The sequence below is a fragment of the Sphaerisporangium sp. NPDC005288 genome (assembly GCF_040607475.1).
Taxonomy (GTDB): domain Bacteria; phylum Actinomycetota; class Actinomycetes; order Streptosporangiales; family Streptosporangiaceae; genus Sphaerisporangium; species Sphaerisporangium rhizosphaerae.
On sequence record NZ_JBEXGT010000062.1, the window covers coordinates 1 to 18,530 of the forward strand.

Below are 18,530 nucleotides of genomic sequence, written 5' to 3' on the forward strand. Positions count from 1 at the left end.
CGCCGGCGCGCCGGCCCGCCGCGGGCCGCCGGGTCGTCCGCGCGGTCATGGTCACGGCGCCTCCCTCCCCGAGTCGCCGACGGCCTCTTCGACGGCGGAGGCGTCGACGGCCGAAACGTCGCGAGCCGAGGTGTCGCGAGCCGAGGTGTCGCGAGCCGCGGCGTCTACGGTCGAGGCGTCTACGGTCGAGGCGTCTACGGTCGAGGCGTCTACGGTCGAGGCGTCTACGGCGGGCGGCTCGCCGGGGGCGTCGTCCCCCGCGGTGGAGGCGCGGACGACCAGGCGGGGCTCGACGGTGACGACGCGGGGCTCGCGGTCCCTGCTGGCCAGCCGGTCCAGCAGCAGCTCGGCGGCGGCGCGGCCGCGTTCGGGCGAGCCGAGCGACACGCTGGTCAGCGGGGGCCAGGCGAGCGTGGCCAGGTCGGTGTCGTCCATGCCGGCCACGGCGACGTCCTGCGGCACCCGGCGTCCCTCGCGGCGCAGGACGTCCAGTGCGCCGAGCGCGATCAGGTCGTTGGCGCACAGCAGCGCGTCCACGTCCGGCGCGCGTTCGAGCAGCCGGGCGGTGGCGCGGGCGCCGTCGGCGCGGTAGAAATCGCCGACCTCGGCCAGCGCGGGGTCGTGCGGCAGGCCGAGGGCGCGCACCGCCTCGGCGTAGGCCGCGGCGCGGGCGGCGCCGGGCACGGTGTCCAGCGGGCCGTTGACGAAGCCGATGCGCCGGCGGCCGAGGCCGTGGAGGTGCTCGACGGCCAGCCGCACGCCCTCGCGGGAGTCGGTGCGCACGTTGTCGACCGGGGTGCCCTCGGGGACCGAGCCGATGACCACGACGGGCGCGCGGGCCGCGGCGAACATCTTCAGGTGCTCGCCGGTCACCCGCAGCGGGATCATGATGAGCCCGTCGATGTACCGCTCGCCGAGCCCGCGCAGCACGTCGATCTCGTCATCGGTGTCGGCGTTGGTGGAGTGCAGGACCAGGCGGTAGCCGGCCGCCCTCAGCACGGGCTGGATCTCGCGGATCATCGCCAGGTACACCGGGTTGCCTATGTCGGCCATGGCGAACCCGAGCTGGTTGCTGCGGCGGGACTTCAGCGACCTGGCCACCGAGTTCGGCACGTAGCCGAGCTCGCGGGCGGCGCTCATCACCCGCCGTTCGGTCTCGGCCTTGGTGGGCAGGCCGTTGAGGACGCGCGACACCGAGGCGATGGAGACGCCGGCGCGCTGGGCGATCGTCGTGATGGTCGGCCCGTCACTCACGTGTCACCTCGGTCCAGGGGAAGAGTAAACGTTTACAGATGTTCGGAAAGACCACTGAAAACGTTTACGGGGGTAGGTTCATGTAACTCGCGCGTCACATCCGCCGTCAAGTCACGATCGGATAAACCACGACAGACCCGGCACCGGCCGTCGGTTCTCCCCGGTCAGTGGGTGTGGTCGCCGGCCGCAACGTCCGGGTGCGCGCGAAGCCACTCGATGCGCCCGCGGCTCTCGTCGTCCATGGGCGTGTACACGACGACGCGGGTCTCCGGGGGCGTGGCCAGGGTCAGGCTGGTGGAGGCCATGCGGACCAGGCCGACGCCGGACCGCTGGAAGATCTTCATGCGCGTGCCCGGCTTGGCCACGTCGTGGCTGGCCCACATCCGGGCGAAGGTGGGACTGGCCGCCGAGAGCCTGCGGACGAAGTCGACCCACGACGGCTCGCCGAGGTGGCGTCCGAAGGCCGCGCGCAGCATGCCCACCATGAGACCGCGCTCGTCCTGGAGGTTGCGCACCGGGTTGCAGCATTCGGGACAGGTGAAGCACTGCCAGATGGCGTTGCGCTCGGGCGGGTCGCCGACGACCAGCGCCGGGAACAGCAGGGCGTAGGTGGAGTTCCAGGCGAGCACGTCGTAGCGGCTGTTGTAGACCACGGCCGCGAGCGGGTCGAGGTTCCCCAGGATGGTGTGCACCTCGGGCTCCAGCCGGCCACAGCTGTCGTTCTGCGGCACCTCGGGCACATCGGCGAGCCGGTAGAGGTGCTCGCGCTCGGCCGTGTCGAGTCTCAGCGTGCGGGCTATGGCGTCCAGCACCTGGACGCTGGCGTTGATCGGCCGGCCCTGCTCCAGCCAGGTGTACCAGGTGACGCCGACCCCGGCGAGCTGGGCCACCTCCTCGCGCCGCAGCCCCGGCGTGCGGCGGCGCAGGCCCGGCGGCAGGCCCACGTCGGCCGGGGCGATGCGCTCACGCCGGCTGCGCAGGAACGCCGCGAGCTCCCCCCGCCTGGAAACCGTCCTCGTCACGGGGTCCATGATGGCGCGGAGGGCGGCGTCTTGCCAGGTAGTGCCGCTACCAGGATCGGCAGGCTCTCGTTACCGGTACCGGAACGGCCCGACGATTCCTGGCATGACCTCCGTAGCAACGCTCGCCCCCGCCGTCCCGCGGTCCCGGCGCGGCCCGGGATGGACGCTCGCCGTGGTCCTGGCGGGACAGTTCATGGCGATCCTCGACGTGTCGATCGTCAACGTCGCCGCCCCGACGATCCGCGCCGCCCTCGGCGCCTCGGGCTCCGGCCTGCAACTGATCATCTCCGGCTACACCATCGCCTACGCCATGCTGCTCATCACCGGGGCCCGGCTGGGCGGCCTGTCCGGCCCGCGCCGGATGTTCCTGCTCGGCCTGGCCCTGTTCACCGCCGCGTCCCTGGCCTGCGGACTGGCCGGCTCCGAGGGCGCGCTGATCGGGTTCCGCCTGGCGCAGGGCGCGGGCGCCGCCTTCATGGTGCCCCAGGTGCTCAGCATCATCCAGCTCAACTTCACGGGCGCCGCGCGGGCCAGGGCGCTCAGCGCCTACTCGGCGGTGCTGGCCGGCGGCATCGTCGCCGGGCAGGTGCTCGGCGGCCTGCTGGTGACCGCCGACCTGTTCGGCACCCAGTGGCGCCCGGTCTTCCTGGTCAACGTGCCGATCGGCCTCGCACTGCTCGCCGCCGGCGCGCGGATGCTGCCCTCCGACCACGTGCCGCGCGACCAGGGGCTCGACCTGCCCGGACTGCTCTCCCTGTCGGCGGCGGTGTCGCTGCTGGTGATCCCCCTGGTCCTCGGGCACGAGCAGCACTGGCCGCTGTGGGGCTGGTGCTCGATGGCGGCCGGCGTGGCGCTGCTCGGCGTCTTCGCCGTCGCGGAGCGGCGCGCTCGGCATCCCCTGGTGCCCGGCCGGCTCCTGCGCGCCCCCGGCCTGCTCCCCGGCGTGCTCGGCGTCTTCTTCGCGATGGTGACCTGGGGCGGGTTCCTGTTCACCGTGGCGTTGCACCTGCAGGGCGGGATCGGCGACGGGCCGCTGCGCGCGGGCCTGACCTTCGTGCCCGGCGCGGCGGGGTTCGCGGTCGTGAGCCTCACCTGGCGGCGCCTGCCCGCCCGGATGCACCGCGGCCTGATCCTCGCCGGGTTCGCGCTCGCGGCCCTCGGCTACGCGGGCCTGTCCCTGGTGTTCGGCGGCGGCGGCCGGGGCGAGCCGCTGCTGGAGATCCTGCTCGCCGTGACCGGAGCCGGTCTCGGGCTGGCCTACAGCCCGCTGTTCACCGTCGCCCTGGCCGGCGTGGAGCCGCGGGACGCGCCGGACGCGAGCGGGCTGATGTCCACGACGCTCCAGCTCGGCCAGGTGATGGGCGTGGCGACCTTCGGCTCGCTGTACCTGAGCCTCATCCCTTCCTCGCACGCGATCGGGGTGACCGGGTTCGGCCTGGCCGCCTGCGCGCTGGTGGGCGCGGCGTGCGTACTGCCCCTGCTGCGCCGCTCCCGCGTCTCCTAGAGGGGTCGGCGCCAGACGTCGATGGCCAGGACGGGGCGCATGCCGACCGACAGATACAGGTCGAGCGCCGGGGTGGTGTTGCCCGCGTCCACGTGCAGGTACGTCCCGGCCCTCCCGCGGCGCGCGTCGGCGGCGAAGGCCCGCTTGAGCAGCAGCCGGCCGAGCCCCCGGCCGCGGAACTCCGGCAGCACCGACAGGATGCGGACGTATCCGCAGTTCTCGTCGGCGGCGAACATGTCCGACCCGAGCAGCATGGCCGCCGGCACGCCGTCCACCTCGGCGAGCATGAGCTGGGACCAGTCGTGGGTGCTGGAGGCCTCGAAGTCGGCCTTCCAGCGGGCGTACTCCTTGGGGACGAACCCGAAATGCTCCGCGAAACCCTCCTGGTGGACGCGGTGGGCGGCGCGCATCCGCTCCTCCGACCCGGCCGCCGGGTGGACGGTGACGCCGGGGAGGGAGCCCGGCTCCACCTCGGCGTGGTCGGCGCGCAGCCGGTGGAAGCTCGTCGCCGGCGCGAACCCGCGCGCGGCGGCCTCGGCCCGCTTGGCCTCGTCCTGCCGGTAGACCGCGATCTCGGCGGTGACGCGCCGGGCGCGGTCGAGCACGGTGTCCCACAGCCAGGCCCGGACCTCCTCCTCGCGGGAGCAGACCTCGATCTCCACGACGTCCTCCCCCTGGCGCAGGGCGTACGCCCAGCCGGCCGGACCGCCGTCCTCGCGCCGGAGGACCAGCCAGGCGTCGTGTTCCAGGTCGAGCGCCGGGTCGGCCAGCACGTCGGCCACGTCGTCGGGCGTCATGTCGGGATGCCCCAGCACCGCGGTGTCGCAGGCCGACACCACCTCGTAGACGGCGGGGGCGTCGTGCGGCGCCGGCCGGCGGATCTCGTACGCGCGCGTGAAGGCGCCGTCCCCGGGCCCTGGTACCCCTGGGCGGACGCCGTCCGCGTTCTCGTGCTCGTTCACATCCCCTTTCTATCCGTACCGGCTCGATCCCGAGTGCGTGCCGGCCGGGAGAGGCATGATGACCCTAGAGGCGATTCGATCACGGAGGCGGGCATGGAACTGCGGGAGTTCTTCGAGCACCTTTCCGGGGCGCAGCGGGTGTACGGGCAGCCGTACGAGAAGGACGGCGCCACCGTCATCCCGGCGGTCTCGGTACGCGCCGGCGGCGGTTTCGGCCAGGGCGACGTGGGAAGCCAGGTGCGCGGCGGCATGGGCGGGGGCGGCGGCGCGATCGCCCGCCCGGTCGGCGCGTACGTCGTCAGGGACGGCGAGGTTTCGTGGGCGCCGGCCGTGGACGTCAACCGCATCGTGCTCGGCGCGCAGATCCTCGCCGGTCTGGCCCTGATCGTCTTCGTGTTGCGGGCCGGTCTGCGCCGCTCTTGACGTGCGGGTCTAGGGTGGCGGGCATGGTGCGCACCCGCCTGTACCGCAATGGCGTTCTAGAGGCCGAGGGGTTCCCCTACGCCGATGTCTCCGAGCACCTCAAGGACCCCTCGGCGACCGTGTGGTTCGACCTGCTGTCCCCCACGCCGGAGAAGCTGGCGGTCATCAGCGAGGAGCTCGGGCTGCACGAGCTCGCCGTCGAGGACGTCCTGCACCCCCATCAACGGCCCAAGCTGGACATCTACGAGACCCACCTGTTCCTCACGCTGTACGCCGTCCGGCTGGGAGAGGACGCGACGGCGCTGCACCTCACCGAGCTCTCGGTCTTCGTGACCAAGAACGCGCTGGTCACCGTGCGCTCGGACGACTCGTGCGACATCGACGCGATCACGGCGCGCTGGGACGCCAGCCCGGGCAAGGCGGGGCATGGGGTGTCCTTCCTGCTGCACACCCTGCTGGACTACGTGGTGGACGGTCACTTCGACGTCGCCCAGGCGCTCGACGACCGGGTGGAGGCGTTGGAGGACGGGCTGTTCACCGAGCGGCCCGGCAACAACCGGGGCATGCAGCGGCGCATGTTCGACGTCCGCCGCACCACCGTGCGGTTCCGGCGGGTCGTGCTGCCGATGCGCGAGGTGCTCACCAGCCTGATGCGCCGCGACCTGGGCGTGGTGGAGTCCGAGATGGCGCCCTACTACCAGGACGTCTACGACCACGTGCTGCGGGTGTCCGAATGGACCGAGTCGCTGCGCGACCTGGTGGGCAACGTCTACGAGACCCATCTGAACCTGCAGGGCTACCGCATGAACGACATCATGAAGCGGGTGACGAGCTGGGCGGCGATCATCGCCGTGCCCACGCTGATCACCGGCTTCTACGGGCAGAACATCCCCTTCCCGGGGTTCTCCCACGCCGAGGGCTTCTGGACCTCCAGCCTGCTGATCGTGGTGGCGTCGGCGATCCTGTACGTCGTGTTCCGCAAGAAGGACTGGATCTAGCGGCCCTCGCGCGGGGCCGGTCAGGAGCGAGGCCGGTCAGCGGGCCGGTCAGGGGGCCGGTCAGGGGCGGGCGGAGGCCTCCTCGACCCAGTCGCCCGACAGCACCACGTCGCGCAGCAGCGACCCCGCGCCGAGGATGGCGGCGTTCGGCCCGGCGCGGGTGACGTCGATCCGCAGGTCGCGCGTGGCCAGCGGCAGGCACCGCTCGTAGACCGCTCCCCGCACGGCGGCGATGAGCTGCTCGGCCGCCGACAGGCTGCCCCCGATCACGACGGCGTCGGGGTTGAAGAAGTTGACCAGCGCGGTGAGCACGTCGCCGATGAGCCGCCCGGCGCCGCGCACGAGATTGGTGGCCTGGGGGACGCCGTCGGCGGCCAGCCGGGCGATGCGGGCCGGATGGTCCACCTCGATGCCCTGGCCGGCCAGGGCGGCCATCAGCGCGGCGCCGCTGGCGTAGGCCTCCAGGCAGTCGGAGTGCCCGCAGGAGCACATCACCGACCGGTCGGCGCGCACGCTGACGTGGCTGATGTCGCCGGCGGCCCCGCGCCCGCGATGCAGCCTGCCGTCCGCGATGATGCCGCAGCCGATGCCGGTGCCCACCTTGAGCACCATCAGGTTCGCGCATCCCGGCCAGGCCAGGTGCTCGCCCGCGGCCATCAGGTTGGCGTCGTTCTCCACCAGGACGGGGACGTCGAACCGCTCGGCCAGGTGGGCGCCGACGGGGAACTCGTTCCAGCCGGGCATGCGGGACGGGGAGATCACCGTGCCGTCCACCGGATCGACCGGGCCGGGGACCCCGACGCCGACGCCCCGCACCGGCAGGCCGCCGCCGGAGGCGGCGACGAGCTCCTCCACCCGGGCGGCGAGCCAGTCGAGGGTGGGGGCCGCCCCGGCCCCTATGTCGCAGGCGTGCTCGACGACGGCCAGCGGGGTGCCGGCGAGGTCGACCAGGCCGAGCCGGGCGTGGTGGCTGCCGAGGTCGGCGACGGCGAGCAGCCCCGCCTTGGGGGCGAGCTTGAGGCGCCGGGGCCGCCGGCCGCCGGTGGACAGCCCGGCGCCCTCCTCCTGGAGCAGGCCGGCGTCGATGAGCTCCTCCACCCGCAGAGACACGCTGGAGGGGGCGAGGCCGGAATGCCGGGCCAACTCGGCGCGGGACTCGGCCTGGCCTAGCGCGACGAGACGGAGCAGCTCTCCTTTGCCTGACACAACGAGATGAATACCACGATGTTACTTAATGCGGCAATCGATTGACTTCGGCCGACATCGACCTCTATCGTCCGATCAAAATTCGATTCCGAATGAAGTCGGATGGTAAGTGATGATCCAGCTGCGCGGAAACGCCTCAGCACTGTCCCGCACGCGCCGCGCGGCGCTCACCGTCATGGCCGTGGCGTCGCTGGCCGGGGCGGCGGCCTGCTCCGGCGGCGACGGCTCGCCCGCCGTCCCGCCCGCCCCCGCGGGCGACGCCGGCGCCCAGGCGGGCGACCCCTATCCCTCGGCGCCGGTCGCGACGGCCGCCGACATCCCGGCCGGCTCGACGATGGACACGATCAAGAAGCGCGGCGAGCTGCTCGTCGGCGGCTCGCTGGACGCGCCGCTGCTCTCCCAGCAGAACCCGGCGACCGGCCAGGTCGAGGGCTTCGACGCCGACCTGGGCAAGATGCTGGCCAAGTACATCATCGGCAAGCCCAGCGTCAAGATCGTCAACTCGGCGTCGGAGACCCGCGAGGCGCTGCTGTCCAATGGCACCGTGGACGTGGTCTTCCAGACCTACACGATCACTCCCGAGCGCGCCCGGCAGGTCGCCTTCGCCGGGCCGTACTACACCTCCGGCCTGGCCGTCGCGGTGAAGAAGGGCACGACGGGCATCGCCAAGCCCGAGGACCTCGACGGCAAGACGGTCATCGCCGGCGCCAACACCCCGGCCATCCCCGCCATCAAGAAGGTCGCCCCGAACGCCAAGATCGTGACCTTCGGCAGCGACCCCGAGTGCATCCAGGCCCTCAAGCAGGACCGCGGCGTCGCCTACGTCCAGGACCAGTCGCTGCTGGTCGCCGACGGCAAGAGCGACCCCGAGGTGCAGGTGGTCGGCGAGCCGTTCACCACCGACCCCTACGGCATCGGGCTCAAGCACGGCGACGACCAGATGAAGAAGTTCGTCAACGACTGGCTGAAGAAGATCCAGGACGCCGGGCTGTGGCAGGAGGCGTGGAAGAAGTCCATCGGCACGGTCGTGCAGGGCGAGCCGCCGGCGCCGCCGGCCATCGGCTCGGTCCCCGGCTCCTAGGCGCCGCCGCCGATGGACGCCCTGACCGGCAACCTCCCGGCGCTGTGGGACGGCCTGCTCGTGACCCTGCAGCTCACGCTGCTCGCGTTCGCGGGCGCGTCCGTGGCCGGGACCCTCGTCGCCGCCGCGCGCGTCAGCCCGGTACCGGTGCTGCGCGCGGCGGGGACGGTCTACGTGGAGACGCTGCAGAACATTCCGCTGCTGGTGCTGCTGATCCTGGCGGTCTTCGGGCTGCCGGAGATCGGCGTGCAGGCGGGGCTGTTCACGACGGCCGTGGTGGTGATCGCGCTGTACCAGGCCGCGTACGTCGCCGAGGCGCTGCGTTCGGGGATCAACGCCGTGCCCTCCGGGCAGGGCGAGGCCGCGCGGGCGCTCGGGCTGGGGTTCACCGGGTCGCTGCGCCACGTGGTGCTCCCCCAGGCGCTCGGCACGGTCGTCCAGCCGCTCGGCAACATCTTCATCATGCTCACGATGAACACCTCGCTGGCGGCGGCGGTCGGCGTGGTGGAGCTGACCGCCGCCGCCAACCGGGTCAACCTCGTCGAGGCCCGGCCGATCCCGATCTTCGTGGGAGCCGGAGTGGCCTACATGCTGCTGTCGTCGCTGGCCGGCTTCGTCACCGGCGTGCTCGAACGCAGACTGGCGGTGCGCCGATGAGCGGCGGCCGCCTGCTGTTCGACGAGCCCGGGCCGCGCGCCCGGCGGCGCACCCGCGCCGCCACCTACCTCACGGCGCTCGCGCTGCTGGCCCTGCTCGCGCTGGCCGTGCGCCAGTTCGCCGCCAACGGCCAGCTCGACGCCGCCCGCTGGCAGCCCTACGCCACCTGGCCGATGTGGCGCTACCTGCTCGGCGGCCTGTGGTCCACCGTCCTGGCGGCCGCGGTCTGCGCCGTCCTGGCCATGGCCGGCGGGCTGGTGCTCGCGCTCGGGCGGCTGTCGCCGCGGCGCCCGGTGCGCTGGGCCGCGGGGGGCTACGTCGAGGTCGTCCGGACGATCCCGGCGCTGCTGCTGGTCTACGTGGTGCTGTTCGCGCTCCCCCGGTACGGGCTGGACCTGCCGCTGTTCTGGAAGCTCGCGGTGCCGCTGTCGGTGTCCAACGCGGCGGCCTTCGCCGAGATCTTCCGGGCGGGCATCCTGTCGGTGGAGCGCGGCCAGAGCGAGGCCGGACTCGCGGTCGGGCTGACGCGCGGGCAGACCATGCGTCTCATCGTGCTGCCCCAGGCGGCCCGGCGCGTGCTGCCGTCCATCGTCAGCCAGTCGGTGGGGCTGCTCAAGGACACCTCGCTGGGCTTCGTCGTCAGCTACGCCGAACTGCTCTACAGCGGCAAGATCCTGGCCAACTTCAACCACCTGCTCATCCAGACCTACATCGTCGTCGCCCTGGTGTACCTGGTGGTGAACGCCTCGCTGTCCAAGCTGGCCCGTACGCTGGAGGCCCGCCAGGCCGGCGCCGCCCGGCGCGCCGCCGCGGCCGCCTCCGGCGCCCCGGAGGCGGCCCTCCACGCCTGACCGGCGCCCCCCGCCCCCCCTTTTCCCCTTCGAGAAAGGCACCACATGTACGCGCGTCTGGCGGAGGTCGTCAGGTCCGGTTTCACCGAGAGCGTCCACTTCGGCAGCGTCGCCGCCCTCGCGCCCGACGGCGCCCTGGCGCTCGCGCGCGGCGCCGTGGACGAGCCGATGCTCCCCCGGTCCTCGGCCAAGCCCTTCCAGGCCCTGGCCTGCCTGGAGTCCGGCGCGGCCCTCGCGGGCCCGCGCCTGGCGATCGCCGCCGGGAGCCACACCGGCGAGGACTTCCACGCCGAACTGGTCCGCGCGATGCTCGCCGAGGCCGGACTCGACCCCTCCGCGCTGGGTTGCCCCGCCGACTGGCCCGAGGACGAGACCACCCGGCACACCATGGTCAGGGCCGGTGAGGACCGCGCCAGGGTGCGGATGAACTGTTCGGGCAAACACGCGGCGATGCTCATGGCCTGCGCCGCCGCAGGCTGGGACACCGCCTCCTACCTCACCGCCGCCCACCCCCTCCAGCGGCGGGCGCGCTCGGCCGTCGAGCGGTTGTCGGGCGAGAAGAGCCCGCACACGGCCGTGGACGGCTGCGGCGCCCCGCTGTTCGCGCTCTCCCTGGCCGGCCTGGCCCGCGCCGTGCGGGCGCTCGCCGTCGCCCCGCAGGGCACGCCCGAGCGCGCCGTGGCCGACGCCATGCGCGCCCACCCCGAGTACGTCGGGGGCACCGGGCACGTCAACACCGAGCTGATGCGCGCCCTGCCGGGGACCGTGGTGAAGGGCGGCGCGGAGGGAGTGCTGGTGGCCGCCACCTCGGAGGGGCACGCGGTGGCCGTCAAGGTGATCGACGGCGGGCCGCGCGCGACCTCGGCGATCGCCCTGGCCGCCCTGGCGGAGATCGGCGCCGCGACCGCCGGCGCCGAGTCCTTCACCACCGTTCCCGTGCTCGGCGGCGGACGCCCCGTCGGCGAGGTCCACGCCACCCTCTGATCAGCGGAAGGCCGGGGCCGTCGCGGGGGCCGGCTCGGGCCGGGAGAGAGCGGGGACCGGCTCGGGCCGGGAGAGGGCGGGGACCGGCTCGGGTGAGGAGGGGGTGGGGCGGCCGTGGCGGAGGGTGGTGTACCGGTCGGCGACGCGGCGGGCGGCGGTCACCGGGTCGCCGGCCGGGCTGTAGTTGTAGGTCCGGCGGCCGGTCGCCTCCGACACCTCGCCCGACCACCAGAAGTAGCAGGACCCGTCGGTCCAGGCCACCAGGTCCACGCAGACCGACACGAGCGCGAGGCCCCTGCCCTCGTGGACCTCGGCGGTGATGCCGTGCCGCTCCAGCGTCCGGCACAGCCGGTGGGCGGCTCGCGCCGCCGGATGCCGCCGTAATCGCTCGCCGCCACGTCCAGGATCGGCACTGGCGGGCTCACCAGGAAGACTCATGGAACGAAGCTAGAAATATCGCACCAAATCCGGCAACGATGTTTCGCCGAGTTGCTCCGGGCCGCCGGGCCGGGCCAACCCGCGACGTGACGGCCAGGCCGGAGGCCGGCTCCGCCGTACCCTGGCACCGCCGCCTCGACGCGGCGGGAGCGGCGGGCGCGCCGGTCGGTGGCGACGCAGGGCCGGGCGTCAGCCGGTGCGGGGAGTGAGGAACTCCAGGCGGTTGCGGTGGCAGTCGGCGGCGTAGAAGCGGCGGTACCCGGGAAAGGCGTCGTCCCAGGTGATGGCGACGCCGTGGGCGGTGAGCCGTTCGGCCAGCGCGTCCAGGTCGGCCACCAGGATGCCGGGATGCGCCTTGAGCGCGGGCCGGAAGTCCTCCTCGACCCCAAGGTGGATCTCCAGCGCGTCCGCGCGCACCCACAGCCCGCCCCGGGCGGCCAGCTCCGGCGGCTTGTCCACCTCCGTCATGCCGAGGACGCCCACGTAGAACCCCCGGCACACCTCCTCCTCCCCCGGCGGCGACGCGAGCTGCACATGGTGCAACCCGAGCCCGAAGGCGGTGGCCGCGGCGACCGCGCCGGCCGCGCTCTCCGCGGACGACACCGGCCCGGATGGGACCGGCTGGGACGGGAGCGGCTCCGGCCGTAGCGGCTCGGAGGGGCTCACCGCTCGCGGACCTTCGGTCGTCATGACACCTCGTTTGGCTTCCCCGGCATGTTGACCGTGCCATGGTAGCGATCAGTCTCATGCCCCCGGGCCTCACCGGTACCACGGAGCGATGCCGCGAAGGTCGGCGATGGTGGCCGACCTTCCGGGCGTTCGTGGTGAGATGTCCAAGAGGAGGGATCGATTATGGAATATGTCAGGCTTGGCACGACCGGGCTGAAGGTTTCGCGCATCTGCCTCGGGATGATGAGCTACGGGGATCCGGCGCGCTGGCAGGACTGGGTGCTGGACGAGGAGCACAGCGAGCCGCTGGTGCGCAGGGCCGCCGAGGCGGGCGTGACGTTCTTCGACACCGCCGACACCTACTCGGAGGGCGCCAGCGAGGAGGTCACCGGCAGGCTGCTGCGCACGATCTTCCCGCGCCGCGAGGACTACGTGCTGGCCACCAAGGTCTTCTTCCCCATGGGGAAGGGGCCCAACGACGGCGGGCTGTCGCGCAAGCACATCCTGGACGGCATCGACGCCTCGCTGCGGCGGCTCGGCACCGACCACGTGGACCTGTACCAGATCCACCGGTGGGACGACTTCACCCCCATCGAGGAGACCATGGAGGCGCTGCACGACGTCGTGCGGTCGGGCAAGGCGCGCTACATCGGCGCCTCCACCATGTACGCCTGGCAGTTCGCCAAGGCCCAGCACGTGGCCGAGGTCAACGGCTGGACGAAGTTCGTGACCATGCAGAACCACTACAACCTCCTCTACCGGGAGGAGGAGCGGGAGATGATCCCGCTCTGCCTGGACCAGGGGGTCGGGCTGATCCCGTGGAGCCCGCTGGCGCGCGGGCTGCTGGCGCGGGCGGACGTGCCGCAGGAGGGGACGACGCGCTCGGGCGTCGACTGGCGCATCGAGCACCTGTACGGCGGGCCGGGCGACGCCGAGGTCCTCACCCGGGTGGCCGAGACGGCGGGCAAGCGCGGCGTCCCCGCGGCACGGGTGGCGCTGGCCTGGCTGCTCTCCCAGCCCGGCGTGACCGCCCCGATCGTCGGCGCCACCAAGGAGCACCACCTAGACGACGCCGTCGCGGCGGTCGAGCTGAAGCTCACCGAAGAGGAACTGACCCACCTCGCCGAGCCCTACATCACCCGCTCGGTGATCCACTGACGCCGCACGCGCGGAACGTCCCTCGAGCCCGCCTTCCTTCGGGAGGCGGGCTCGCCCATGCGAAGGCCCAAGGCGCGTCGGCGGGTCCCGGGGGCGGAATTGTCGGGGGGCCTTCGTAAGCTGGCCCCCATGGGGCGGGCCAACGACGCCGCTGCGGCGGCGCTTGAGGAGTATGCCGATCTTTTCGCGATGACCGGCGGCGACGCCTTCCGGGTGCGCAGCTACCAGAAGGCCGCCAAGGCCATCGCCGGCCATCCCGGGGACATCTCGCGGGTGAACGTCCGCGAGGTGCCCGGCGTCGGCGAGGCGATCGCGAAGAAGGTCGAGGAGTTCCTGCAGCGGGGCAGCTTCCGCCAGCTCGACGCCCTGCGCGCCGAGGTGCCCGAGGGGGTGCGCCTGCTCACGCGCATCGCCTCCCTCGGGCCCAAGAAGGCCGTGTTCCTCTTCCGTGAACTCGGCATCGACTCGCCCGAGGCGCTGGCGGAGGCGATCGAGCAGGGCCGGCTCGCGGGCCTTCGCGGGTTCGGCGCCAAGACCGAGGAGAACCTCCTCAAGGGCATCGAGCAGCTCAGGCGGGCCGGCGAGCGGGTGCACGCCGGGGTGGCGATGGAGCTGGCCGAGCGGGTCATCGCCTCGCTCCCGGCCGCCGAGCAGATCGCCTTCGCCGGGTCGCTGCGCCGCATGAAGGAGACGGTCGGCGACATCGACGTCCTCGCGGTGGGCCCCGAGTCGCTGATGGCCGACTTCAAGGCGCAGCCGTACGTGGCGGAGGTCATCGCGAGCGGGGCGCTGAAGACCTCGGTGCGCACGACGCAGGGCCTCCAGGTGGACCTCCGCCTGGTGCCCGCCGAGTCGTGGGGCGCGGCGATGCAGTACTTCACCGGTTCCAAGGAGCACAACGTGCGGTTGCGCGAGATGTGCGTCAAGCGCGGCTGGAAGCTGTCGGAGTACGGCCTGTTCGAGGGCGAGACGGTGATCGCCGCCAAGTCCGAGGAGGACATCTACGCGGCGCTCGGCATGCAGTGGGTGCCGCCCCCGCTGCGCGAGGACGGCGGGGAGGTCGAGGCGGCCCTGCGCGGCGCGCTGCCCGAGCTGGTCACGCTTTCGGACCTCAAGGGCGACCTGCACACCCACACCGACCTGACCGACGGCATCGCGACACTGGAAGAGATGGTCGCGGCGGCGGCGCGGCGCGGGTACGCCTACTACGCGGTGACCGACCACGCGCCGAACCTGTTCATGCAGCGGATGACCTTGGAGAAGATGCTGGAGCAGCGCGAGCGGCTGCGCCGGCTCCAGGACGAGCACCCGGGCATGCGGCTGCTGCACGGCACCGAGCTGAACATCGCGCCCGACGGCACGGTCGACTGGCCGGCGGAGGTGCTCTCGGGCTTCGACATCTGCGTGGCCTCGGTGCACTCGCACTTCACCCAGTCGCGCGAGGAGATGACCCGCCGGTTCGTCGCCGCCTGTGAGAACCCGCACGTGCACGTCATAGGCCATCCGACCACCCGCAAGATCGGCAAGCGCCCGCCGGTGGACGCCGACTGGGAGGCCGTCTTCGCAGCGGCGGCCCGCACGGGGACGGCGCTGGAGATCGACGCCTATCCCGACCGCGCCGATCTGCCCTCCGACCTGGTGCGGCTGGCCCGCCACCACGGGGTCCGGTTCAGCATCGACAGCGACTCCCACGCCGTGCCGCACATGGACAATCTGCGCTTCGGCGTCGGCATCGCCCAGCGGGCGGGGCTGACCGGCGACGACGTGATCAACACCTGGCCGCTGGACCGGCTGCTGGAGTTCCTCGGGCGCGACTGAGCGCCCCGCTCCGCGCCCGGGGGCCTCCCGCCGGAGGCGCGCGCGGAGTAGACTGGACCTATAACATGGTTTCCTGGTAGGAAATTGGTACAAGTTTGACCGGACGGGGGGTCCCCCATGGAACTCGAAGACCGGACCGGCGAGGCCACCAGGACCAGACCCGCCCCGGGACACGCGAGGAGCGCCGCGCCGGTCCCCCGGATGCGCCGCGCGCCCTCAGCGCCCCCCGCGGAGGCGCCGGCGGCGTTCCCCGCGGCGCCGGGGCCCATCGTCAAGCCGCTGCCGCCCGACCTGTTCATCACCTACGGCTCCAGCGCCGAGACCCGCTGGGAGGCCATGCACGGTCAGGGGTACCACACCCCGAACGACCGCTTCTTCGTCCGCGACCACACCGCCACGCCGCTCATCGACGCGCGTACCTGGCGGCTGCGGCTGCACGGGGACGGGCTGCGTGCCCCCCGCACCCTGACCTACGAGGACCTGCTGGCCCTGCCCGCGACGACCGCGGACGTCGCCATCGAGTGCGCCGGCAACGGGCGGGCCTTCTTCGACCTCCAGCAGGACCAGCGCATGGCGGGCATCCCGTGGCGGCTCGGCGCCATCGGCGTCGCCCGGTGGCGCGGCGTGCCGCTGTCGACGCTGCTGGACCTGGCCGGGGTGCGCGCCGACGCGGTCGACGTCATGCCGCGGGGCCTCGACCCGGTGTACGTCGAGGACGGCGTCGACCACGGGCACGTGCGCCGTCCGCTGCCCATCGCCAAGGCGCTGTCGGACGTGCTGGTGGCCTACGAGATGAACGACAGGCCGCTGCCGCCCGACCACGGGTTCCCCGCCCGCCTGGTGGTGCCCGGCTGGAGCGGCGTGGCCTCGATCAAGTGGCTCGGCGACATCGAGGTCGCCACCACCGCGCTCTCCTCGCCGTGGAACACCCGCTTCTACCGCATGTTCGGGCCCGGCCACCCGCCCGGCGGCGCCCCGCTGAGCGACCAGGTGGTCAAGAGCGCCTTCGAGCTGCCGTGGGGCGCCACGCTGCGGGCCGGGCGGCAACACATCCTGCGCGGCCGCTCGTGGTCGGGCGGCGGCCGCGTCGTCCGGGTCGAGGTGAGCGTGGACGGCGGCCTGAGCTGGCAGCGCGCCGAGACCCGCGGGCCCCGCCCGGCGCGGGCGTGGGCGCCCTGGCACCTGGCCTGGGTGCCGAGGCGGCCGGGGGCGCACATCCTGATGGCCAGGGCCGTCGACGAGACCGGGGCCACCCAGCCGGCGCGGGCGCGGTTCAACATGCTGGGCTACCACTTCGACGGCGTCGTCCAGCACCCGGTGACGGTCATCTCCTGAAACGGGCGCCGGGCGCCCGCGGCGAAGCCCGGCCGGGGTCTTCCTGGGGGCGGACCCGCGGCCGGGGCGGCTGAGGGAGGATGTCCCCAGCGCTCCGGGGAGGCACCCGAAGGCGCCACCCCGGAGGGTTCTCAGTGGCCGGTCGCCTTCTCGGCGCCGGCGCCGGTGAGCGACCGCACCTCGATCTCGGCGTACTTGGCCGCGTTGTACTCCTTGCTGAGCACCGTCCCGATGTAGCCGGCCAGGAAGCCGATCGGGATCGAGACCAGGCCGGGGTTCTCCAGCGGGAACCAGTTGAAGGCCGCGCCGGGGAACAGCGAGGTCGGCGTGCCCGACACCACCGGCGAGAAGATCACCAGCAGCACGGCCGACGCCAGGCCACCGTAGATGGCCGAGACCGCGCCCGCGGTGTTGAACCGCTTCCAGAACAGGCTGTAGAGGATCGCGGGCAGGTTGCCCGAGGCCGCGACCGCGAAGGCGAGCGCGACCAGGAAGGCCACGTTCAGGTTCTGCGCGAAGATGCCCAGGACGATCGACACCGCGCCGATGGCGAAGGCGGCGATGCGGGCGACCTTGATCTCCTGCTGCTCGGTGGCGTTGCCCCGCTTGAAGACGTGCGCGTACAGGTCGTGGGCGAAGCTGGAGGAAGAGGCCAGCGTCAGGCCCGCCACCACGGCGAGGATCGTCGCGAACGCCACCGCGGCGATGACCGCGAGCAGGATCGTGCCGCCGACGTCGCCGAAGATGAGCTGGCCGACCTTCTGCGCCAGCTGCGGAGCCGCCGTGTTGCCCGCCTTGTTCTGCGCGGCGATGGCCTTGCTGCCGACCAGCGCGGCGGCGCCGAAGCCGAGCACGAGGGTGAGCAGGTAGAACACGCCGATGATGCCGATGCCCCACAGGACCGACTTGCGGGCGTCCCTGGCGGTCGGCACGGTGTAGAAGCGGATCAGGATGTGCGGCAGGCCGGCGGTGCCGAGCACCAGGGCCAGGCCGAGGCTGATCAGGTCCAGCTTGCTGACCAGGCCCTTGGCCTCGACGCCGTACTTCAGGCCCGGGTTGAGGAAGGCGTCGCCCTTGCCGCTCTGCTGGGCCGCGTTGCCGAGCAGGCTCGACAGGTTGAACCCGAAGTGGCCGAGCACCAGCAGGGTCACCAGGGCGGCGCCGGTCATCAGCAGCACGGCCTTGACGATCTGCACCCAGGTGGTGCCCTTCATGCCGCCGACGACCACGTAGATGATCATCAGCAGGCCGACCACCACGATGGTGCCGATCTTGCCGGCGTCGGAGGTGATGCCGAACAGCAGGCCGACCAGCGCGCCCGCGCCGACCATCTGGGCCAGCAGGTAGAAGATGCTGACCGTGATCGTCGACACGCCGGCGGCCGTGCGCACCGGGCGCGGGCTCATCCGGAAGGCCAGCACGTCGGCCATCGTGAACTTGCCGGAGTTGCGCATCAGCTCGGCGACGAGCAGCAGCGCCACCAGCCAGGCGACCAGGAAGCCGATCGAGTAGAGGAACCCGTCGTAACCCGACAGCGCGATGATGCCCGCGATGCCGAGGAAGGACGCGGCCGACATGTAGTCGCCGCCGATGGCCAGGCCGTTCTGCACACCGGTGAACGAGCGTCCGCCCGCGTAGTAGTCGGTGGCGCTCTTGGTGTTGCGGCTCGCCCAGAACGTGATGCCCAGCGTCGCGGCGACGAAGATCACGAAAAGGGTGATCGACAGCGCGTGGTCACTCATGGGTCGTGGTCTCCATCTCGTCGCGCAGCTTGCCCGACAGCGGGTCGAGCTTCTTGTCGGCATGCCGGGCGTACGCCCACGCGATCAGGAACGTCGACACGAACTGCAGAACGCCGAAGATCAGCGCCACGTTGACGTTGCCGAAGACCTTGGTGCCCATGAACCCGCGCGCCCAGCCGGACAGGATCACGTAAAGCAGGTACCAGGCCAGGAAGGCGATCGTCACCGGGAACGCCCAACTGCGGTAACGGCGGCGCAACTCCTGGAAATCGGCGCCGGCCTGCACCTGTTCGTATTCGGACGACTCGTCTTGTCGAGTGGTCACGAGACCTCCAACGTTGTGATCTGAATCACGCCATACCGTAGAAGCACCCACCCGCCGCTGCGCAGGGGTGCGGGGCATGCGGTCGCCAAGTCGTACCGAAGGA

The 18,530-nt window shown here is 72.4% G+C and carries 18 protein-coding genes; 10 read left to right on the forward strand and 8 right to left on the reverse strand.

The genetic code is table 11. The annotated features are described in order from the left end of the window. Positions 1 to 51: 51 nt before the first annotated feature. Positions 52 to 1,254 carry a LacI family DNA-binding transcriptional regulator gene (locus ABZU32_RS37120; RefSeq protein WP_354930463.1) on the reverse strand — a complete coding sequence of 401 codons (1,203 nt, stop codon included), beginning with the start codon at positions 1,252 to 1,254 and terminating at the stop codon, positions 52 to 54. A 164-nt stretch (positions 1,255 to 1,418) separates the two neighbouring features. Continuing rightward, positions 1,419 to 2,276 (reverse strand): helix-turn-helix transcriptional regulator, encoded by an 858-nt coding sequence (locus ABZU32_RS37125; RefSeq protein ID WP_354930466.1) that lies wholly within the window; start codon positions 2,274 to 2,276, stop codon positions 1,419 to 1,421. Positions 2,277 to 2,379: 103 nt separating this feature from the next. Here ABZU32_RS37125 and ABZU32_RS37130 point away from each other — a divergent pair, with 103 nt between their 5' ends. After that, positions 2,380 to 3,780 (forward strand): MFS transporter, encoded by a 1,401-nt coding sequence (locus tag ABZU32_RS37130; RefSeq protein WP_354930469.1) that lies wholly within the window; start codon positions 2,380 to 2,382, stop codon positions 3,778 to 3,780. Here the strand turns inward: ABZU32_RS37130 and ABZU32_RS37135 are convergent. Then, the gene (locus ABZU32_RS37135) at positions 3,777 to 4,742 is read right to left on the reverse strand and encodes a GNAT family N-acetyltransferase (protein ID WP_354930472.1); all 966 of its coding nucleotides are present in this window, start codon (positions 4,740 to 4,742) and stop codon (positions 3,777 to 3,779) included. The two genes, ABZU32_RS37130 and ABZU32_RS37135, sit on opposite strands and share 4 nt — an antisense overlap. Before the next feature lie 93 nt (positions 4,743 to 4,835). Between ABZU32_RS37135 and ABZU32_RS37140 the strand changes: the two genes are divergently transcribed. Both ABZU32_RS37140 and ABZU32_RS37145 read left to right on the forward strand, forming a co-directional pair. Beyond that, the gene (locus tag ABZU32_RS37140) at positions 4,836 to 5,165 is read left to right on the forward strand and encodes a spore germination protein GerW family protein (RefSeq protein ID WP_354839606.1); all 330 of its coding nucleotides are present in this window, start codon (positions 4,836 to 4,838) and stop codon (positions 5,163 to 5,165) included. A gap of 23 nt (positions 5,166 to 5,188) precedes the next feature. Continuing rightward, positions 5,189 to 6,163, forward strand: a complete 975-nt coding sequence (locus ABZU32_RS37145) for a magnesium transporter CorA family protein (protein ID WP_354839603.1) — start codon at positions 5,189 to 5,191, stop codon at positions 6,161 to 6,163. A gap of 60 nt (positions 6,164 to 6,223) precedes the next feature. Here ABZU32_RS37145 and ABZU32_RS37150 read toward each other — a convergent pair whose 3' ends face one another. After that, the gene (locus tag ABZU32_RS37150) at positions 6,224 to 7,369 is read right to left on the reverse strand and encodes an ROK family protein (RefSeq protein WP_354930475.1); all 1,146 of its coding nucleotides are present in this window, start codon (positions 7,367 to 7,369) and stop codon (positions 6,224 to 6,226) included. A 112-nt stretch (positions 7,370 to 7,481) separates the two neighbouring features. On the opposite strand from ABZU32_RS37150, the gene ABZU32_RS37155 reads away from it, so the two are divergent. From ABZU32_RS37155 to ABZU32_RS37170, 4 genes are read left to right on the forward strand one after another with little or no spacing between them, the layout of a single operon-like run. Beyond that, complete coding sequence (locus tag ABZU32_RS37155) at positions 7,482 to 8,450, forward strand: glutamate ABC transporter substrate-binding protein (protein ID WP_354839597.1); 969 nt, start codon at positions 7,482 to 7,484, stop codon at positions 8,448 to 8,450. 12 nt (positions 8,451 to 8,462) lie between these two features. Next, positions 8,463 to 9,107, forward strand: a complete 645-nt coding sequence (locus tag ABZU32_RS37160) for an amino acid ABC transporter permease (protein ID WP_354930478.1) — start codon at positions 8,463 to 8,465, stop codon at positions 9,105 to 9,107. Then, entirely contained in the window at positions 9,104 to 9,958 is an 855-nt protein-coding gene (locus tag ABZU32_RS37165; protein ID WP_354839591.1) for an amino acid ABC transporter permease, read from the forward strand. The genes ABZU32_RS37160 and ABZU32_RS37165 overlap by 4 nt, the downstream gene beginning before the upstream one ends. Positions 9,959 to 10,003: 45 nt before the next feature. Then, positions 10,004 to 10,942, forward strand: a complete 939-nt coding sequence (locus tag ABZU32_RS37170; protein WP_354930481.1) for an asparaginase — start codon at positions 10,004 to 10,006, stop codon at positions 10,940 to 10,942. On the opposite strand, the gene ABZU32_RS37175 is transcribed toward ABZU32_RS37170, so the two are convergent. Then, a complete protein-coding gene (locus tag ABZU32_RS37175) occupies positions 10,943 to 11,380 on the reverse strand; it encodes a hypothetical protein (RefSeq protein WP_354930484.1) in 438 nt (145 codons plus the stop codon). 189 nt (positions 11,381 to 11,569) lie between these two features. Further along, complete coding sequence (locus ABZU32_RS37180) at positions 11,570 to 12,070, reverse strand: glyoxalase (protein WP_354930487.1); 501 nt, start codon at positions 12,068 to 12,070, stop codon at positions 11,570 to 11,572. A gap of 162 nt (positions 12,071 to 12,232) precedes the next feature. Here ABZU32_RS37180 and ABZU32_RS37185 point away from each other — a divergent pair, with 162 nt between their 5' ends. The 3 genes from ABZU32_RS37185 to ABZU32_RS37195 all read left to right on the forward strand — a co-directional run bounded on the left by ABZU32_RS37185 (position 12,233) and on the right by ABZU32_RS37195 (position 16,360). Continuing rightward, the gene (locus tag ABZU32_RS37185) at positions 12,233 to 13,207 is read left to right on the forward strand and encodes an aldo/keto reductase (RefSeq protein WP_354930490.1); all 975 of its coding nucleotides are present in this window, start codon (positions 12,233 to 12,235) and stop codon (positions 13,205 to 13,207) included. A gap of 129 nt (positions 13,208 to 13,336) precedes the next feature. After that, complete coding sequence (polX, locus tag ABZU32_RS37190) at positions 13,337 to 15,025, forward strand: DNA polymerase/3'-5' exonuclease PolX (protein WP_354930493.1); 1,689 nt, start codon at positions 13,337 to 13,339, stop codon at positions 15,023 to 15,025. 117 nt (positions 15,026 to 15,142) lie between these two features. Further along, positions 15,143 to 16,360: a sulfite oxidase gene (locus ABZU32_RS37195; RefSeq protein WP_354930496.1), complete on the forward strand. Its 1,218-nt coding sequence runs from the start codon at positions 15,143 to 15,145 to the stop codon at positions 16,358 to 16,360. 131 nt (positions 16,361 to 16,491) lie between these two features. Here ABZU32_RS37195 and ABZU32_RS37200 read toward each other — a convergent pair whose 3' ends face one another. Continuing rightward, positions 16,492 to 18,102 (reverse strand): cation acetate symporter, encoded by a 1,611-nt coding sequence (locus ABZU32_RS37200; RefSeq protein WP_354839573.1) that lies wholly within the window; start codon positions 18,100 to 18,102, stop codon positions 16,492 to 16,494. Then, on the reverse strand, positions 18,095 to 18,427 hold the full coding sequence (locus ABZU32_RS37205; protein WP_354839570.1) for a DUF485 domain-containing protein: 333 nt from the start codon (positions 18,425 to 18,427) through the stop codon (positions 18,095 to 18,097). Before ABZU32_RS37205 ends, ABZU32_RS37200 begins: the two co-directional genes overlap by 8 nt. Between the last annotated feature and the right edge of the window lie 103 nt (positions 18,428 to 18,530).

What these genes read in the sequence shown, in the direction of transcription:
- ABZU32_RS37130 (WP_354930469.1), top strand. Translation starts at nt 2,380, where the DNA reads ATGACCTCCGTAGCAACGCTCGCCCCCGCCGTCCCGCGGTCCCGGCGC.
- ABZU32_RS37140 (WP_354839606.1), top strand. Translation starts at nt 4,836, where the DNA reads ATGGAACTGCGGGAGTTCTTCGAGCACCTTTCCGGGGCGCAGCGGGTG.
- ABZU32_RS37145 (WP_354839603.1), top strand. Translation starts at nt 5,189, where the DNA reads ATGGTGCGCACCCGCCTGTACCGCAATGGCGTTCTAGAGGCCGAGGGG.
- ABZU32_RS37155 (WP_354839597.1), top strand. Translation starts at nt 7,482, where the DNA reads ATGATCCAGCTGCGCGGAAACGCCTCAGCACTGTCCCGCACGCGCCGC.
- ABZU32_RS37160 (WP_354930478.1), top strand. Translation starts at nt 8,463, where the DNA reads ATGGACGCCCTGACCGGCAACCTCCCGGCGCTGTGGGACGGCCTGCTC.
- ABZU32_RS37165 (WP_354839591.1), top strand. Translation starts at nt 9,104, where the DNA reads ATGAGCGGCGGCCGCCTGCTGTTCGACGAGCCCGGGCCGCGCGCCCGG.
- ABZU32_RS37170 (WP_354930481.1), top strand. Translation starts at nt 10,004, where the DNA reads ATGTACGCGCGTCTGGCGGAGGTCGTCAGGTCCGGTTTCACCGAGAGC.
- ABZU32_RS37175 (WP_354930484.1), bottom strand. Translation starts at nt 11,380, where the DNA reads ATGAGTCTTCCTGGTGAGCCCGCCAGTGCCGATCCTGGACGTGGCGGC.
- ABZU32_RS37180 (WP_354930487.1), bottom strand. Translation starts at nt 12,070, where the DNA reads ATGACGACCGAAGGTCCGCGAGCGGTGAGCCCCTCCGAGCCGCTACGG.
- ABZU32_RS37185 (WP_354930490.1), top strand. Translation starts at nt 12,233, where the DNA reads ATGGAATATGTCAGGCTTGGCACGACCGGGCTGAAGGTTTCGCGCATC.
- polX (WP_354930493.1), top strand. Translation starts at nt 13,337, where the DNA reads ATGGGGCGGGCCAACGACGCCGCTGCGGCGGCGCTTGAGGAGTATGCC.
- ABZU32_RS37195 (WP_354930496.1), top strand. Translation starts at nt 15,143, where the DNA reads ATGGAACTCGAAGACCGGACCGGCGAGGCCACCAGGACCAGACCCGCC.
- ABZU32_RS37200 (WP_354839573.1), bottom strand. Translation starts at nt 18,102, where the DNA reads ATGAGTGACCACGCGCTGTCGATCACCCTTTTCGTGATCTTCGTCGCC.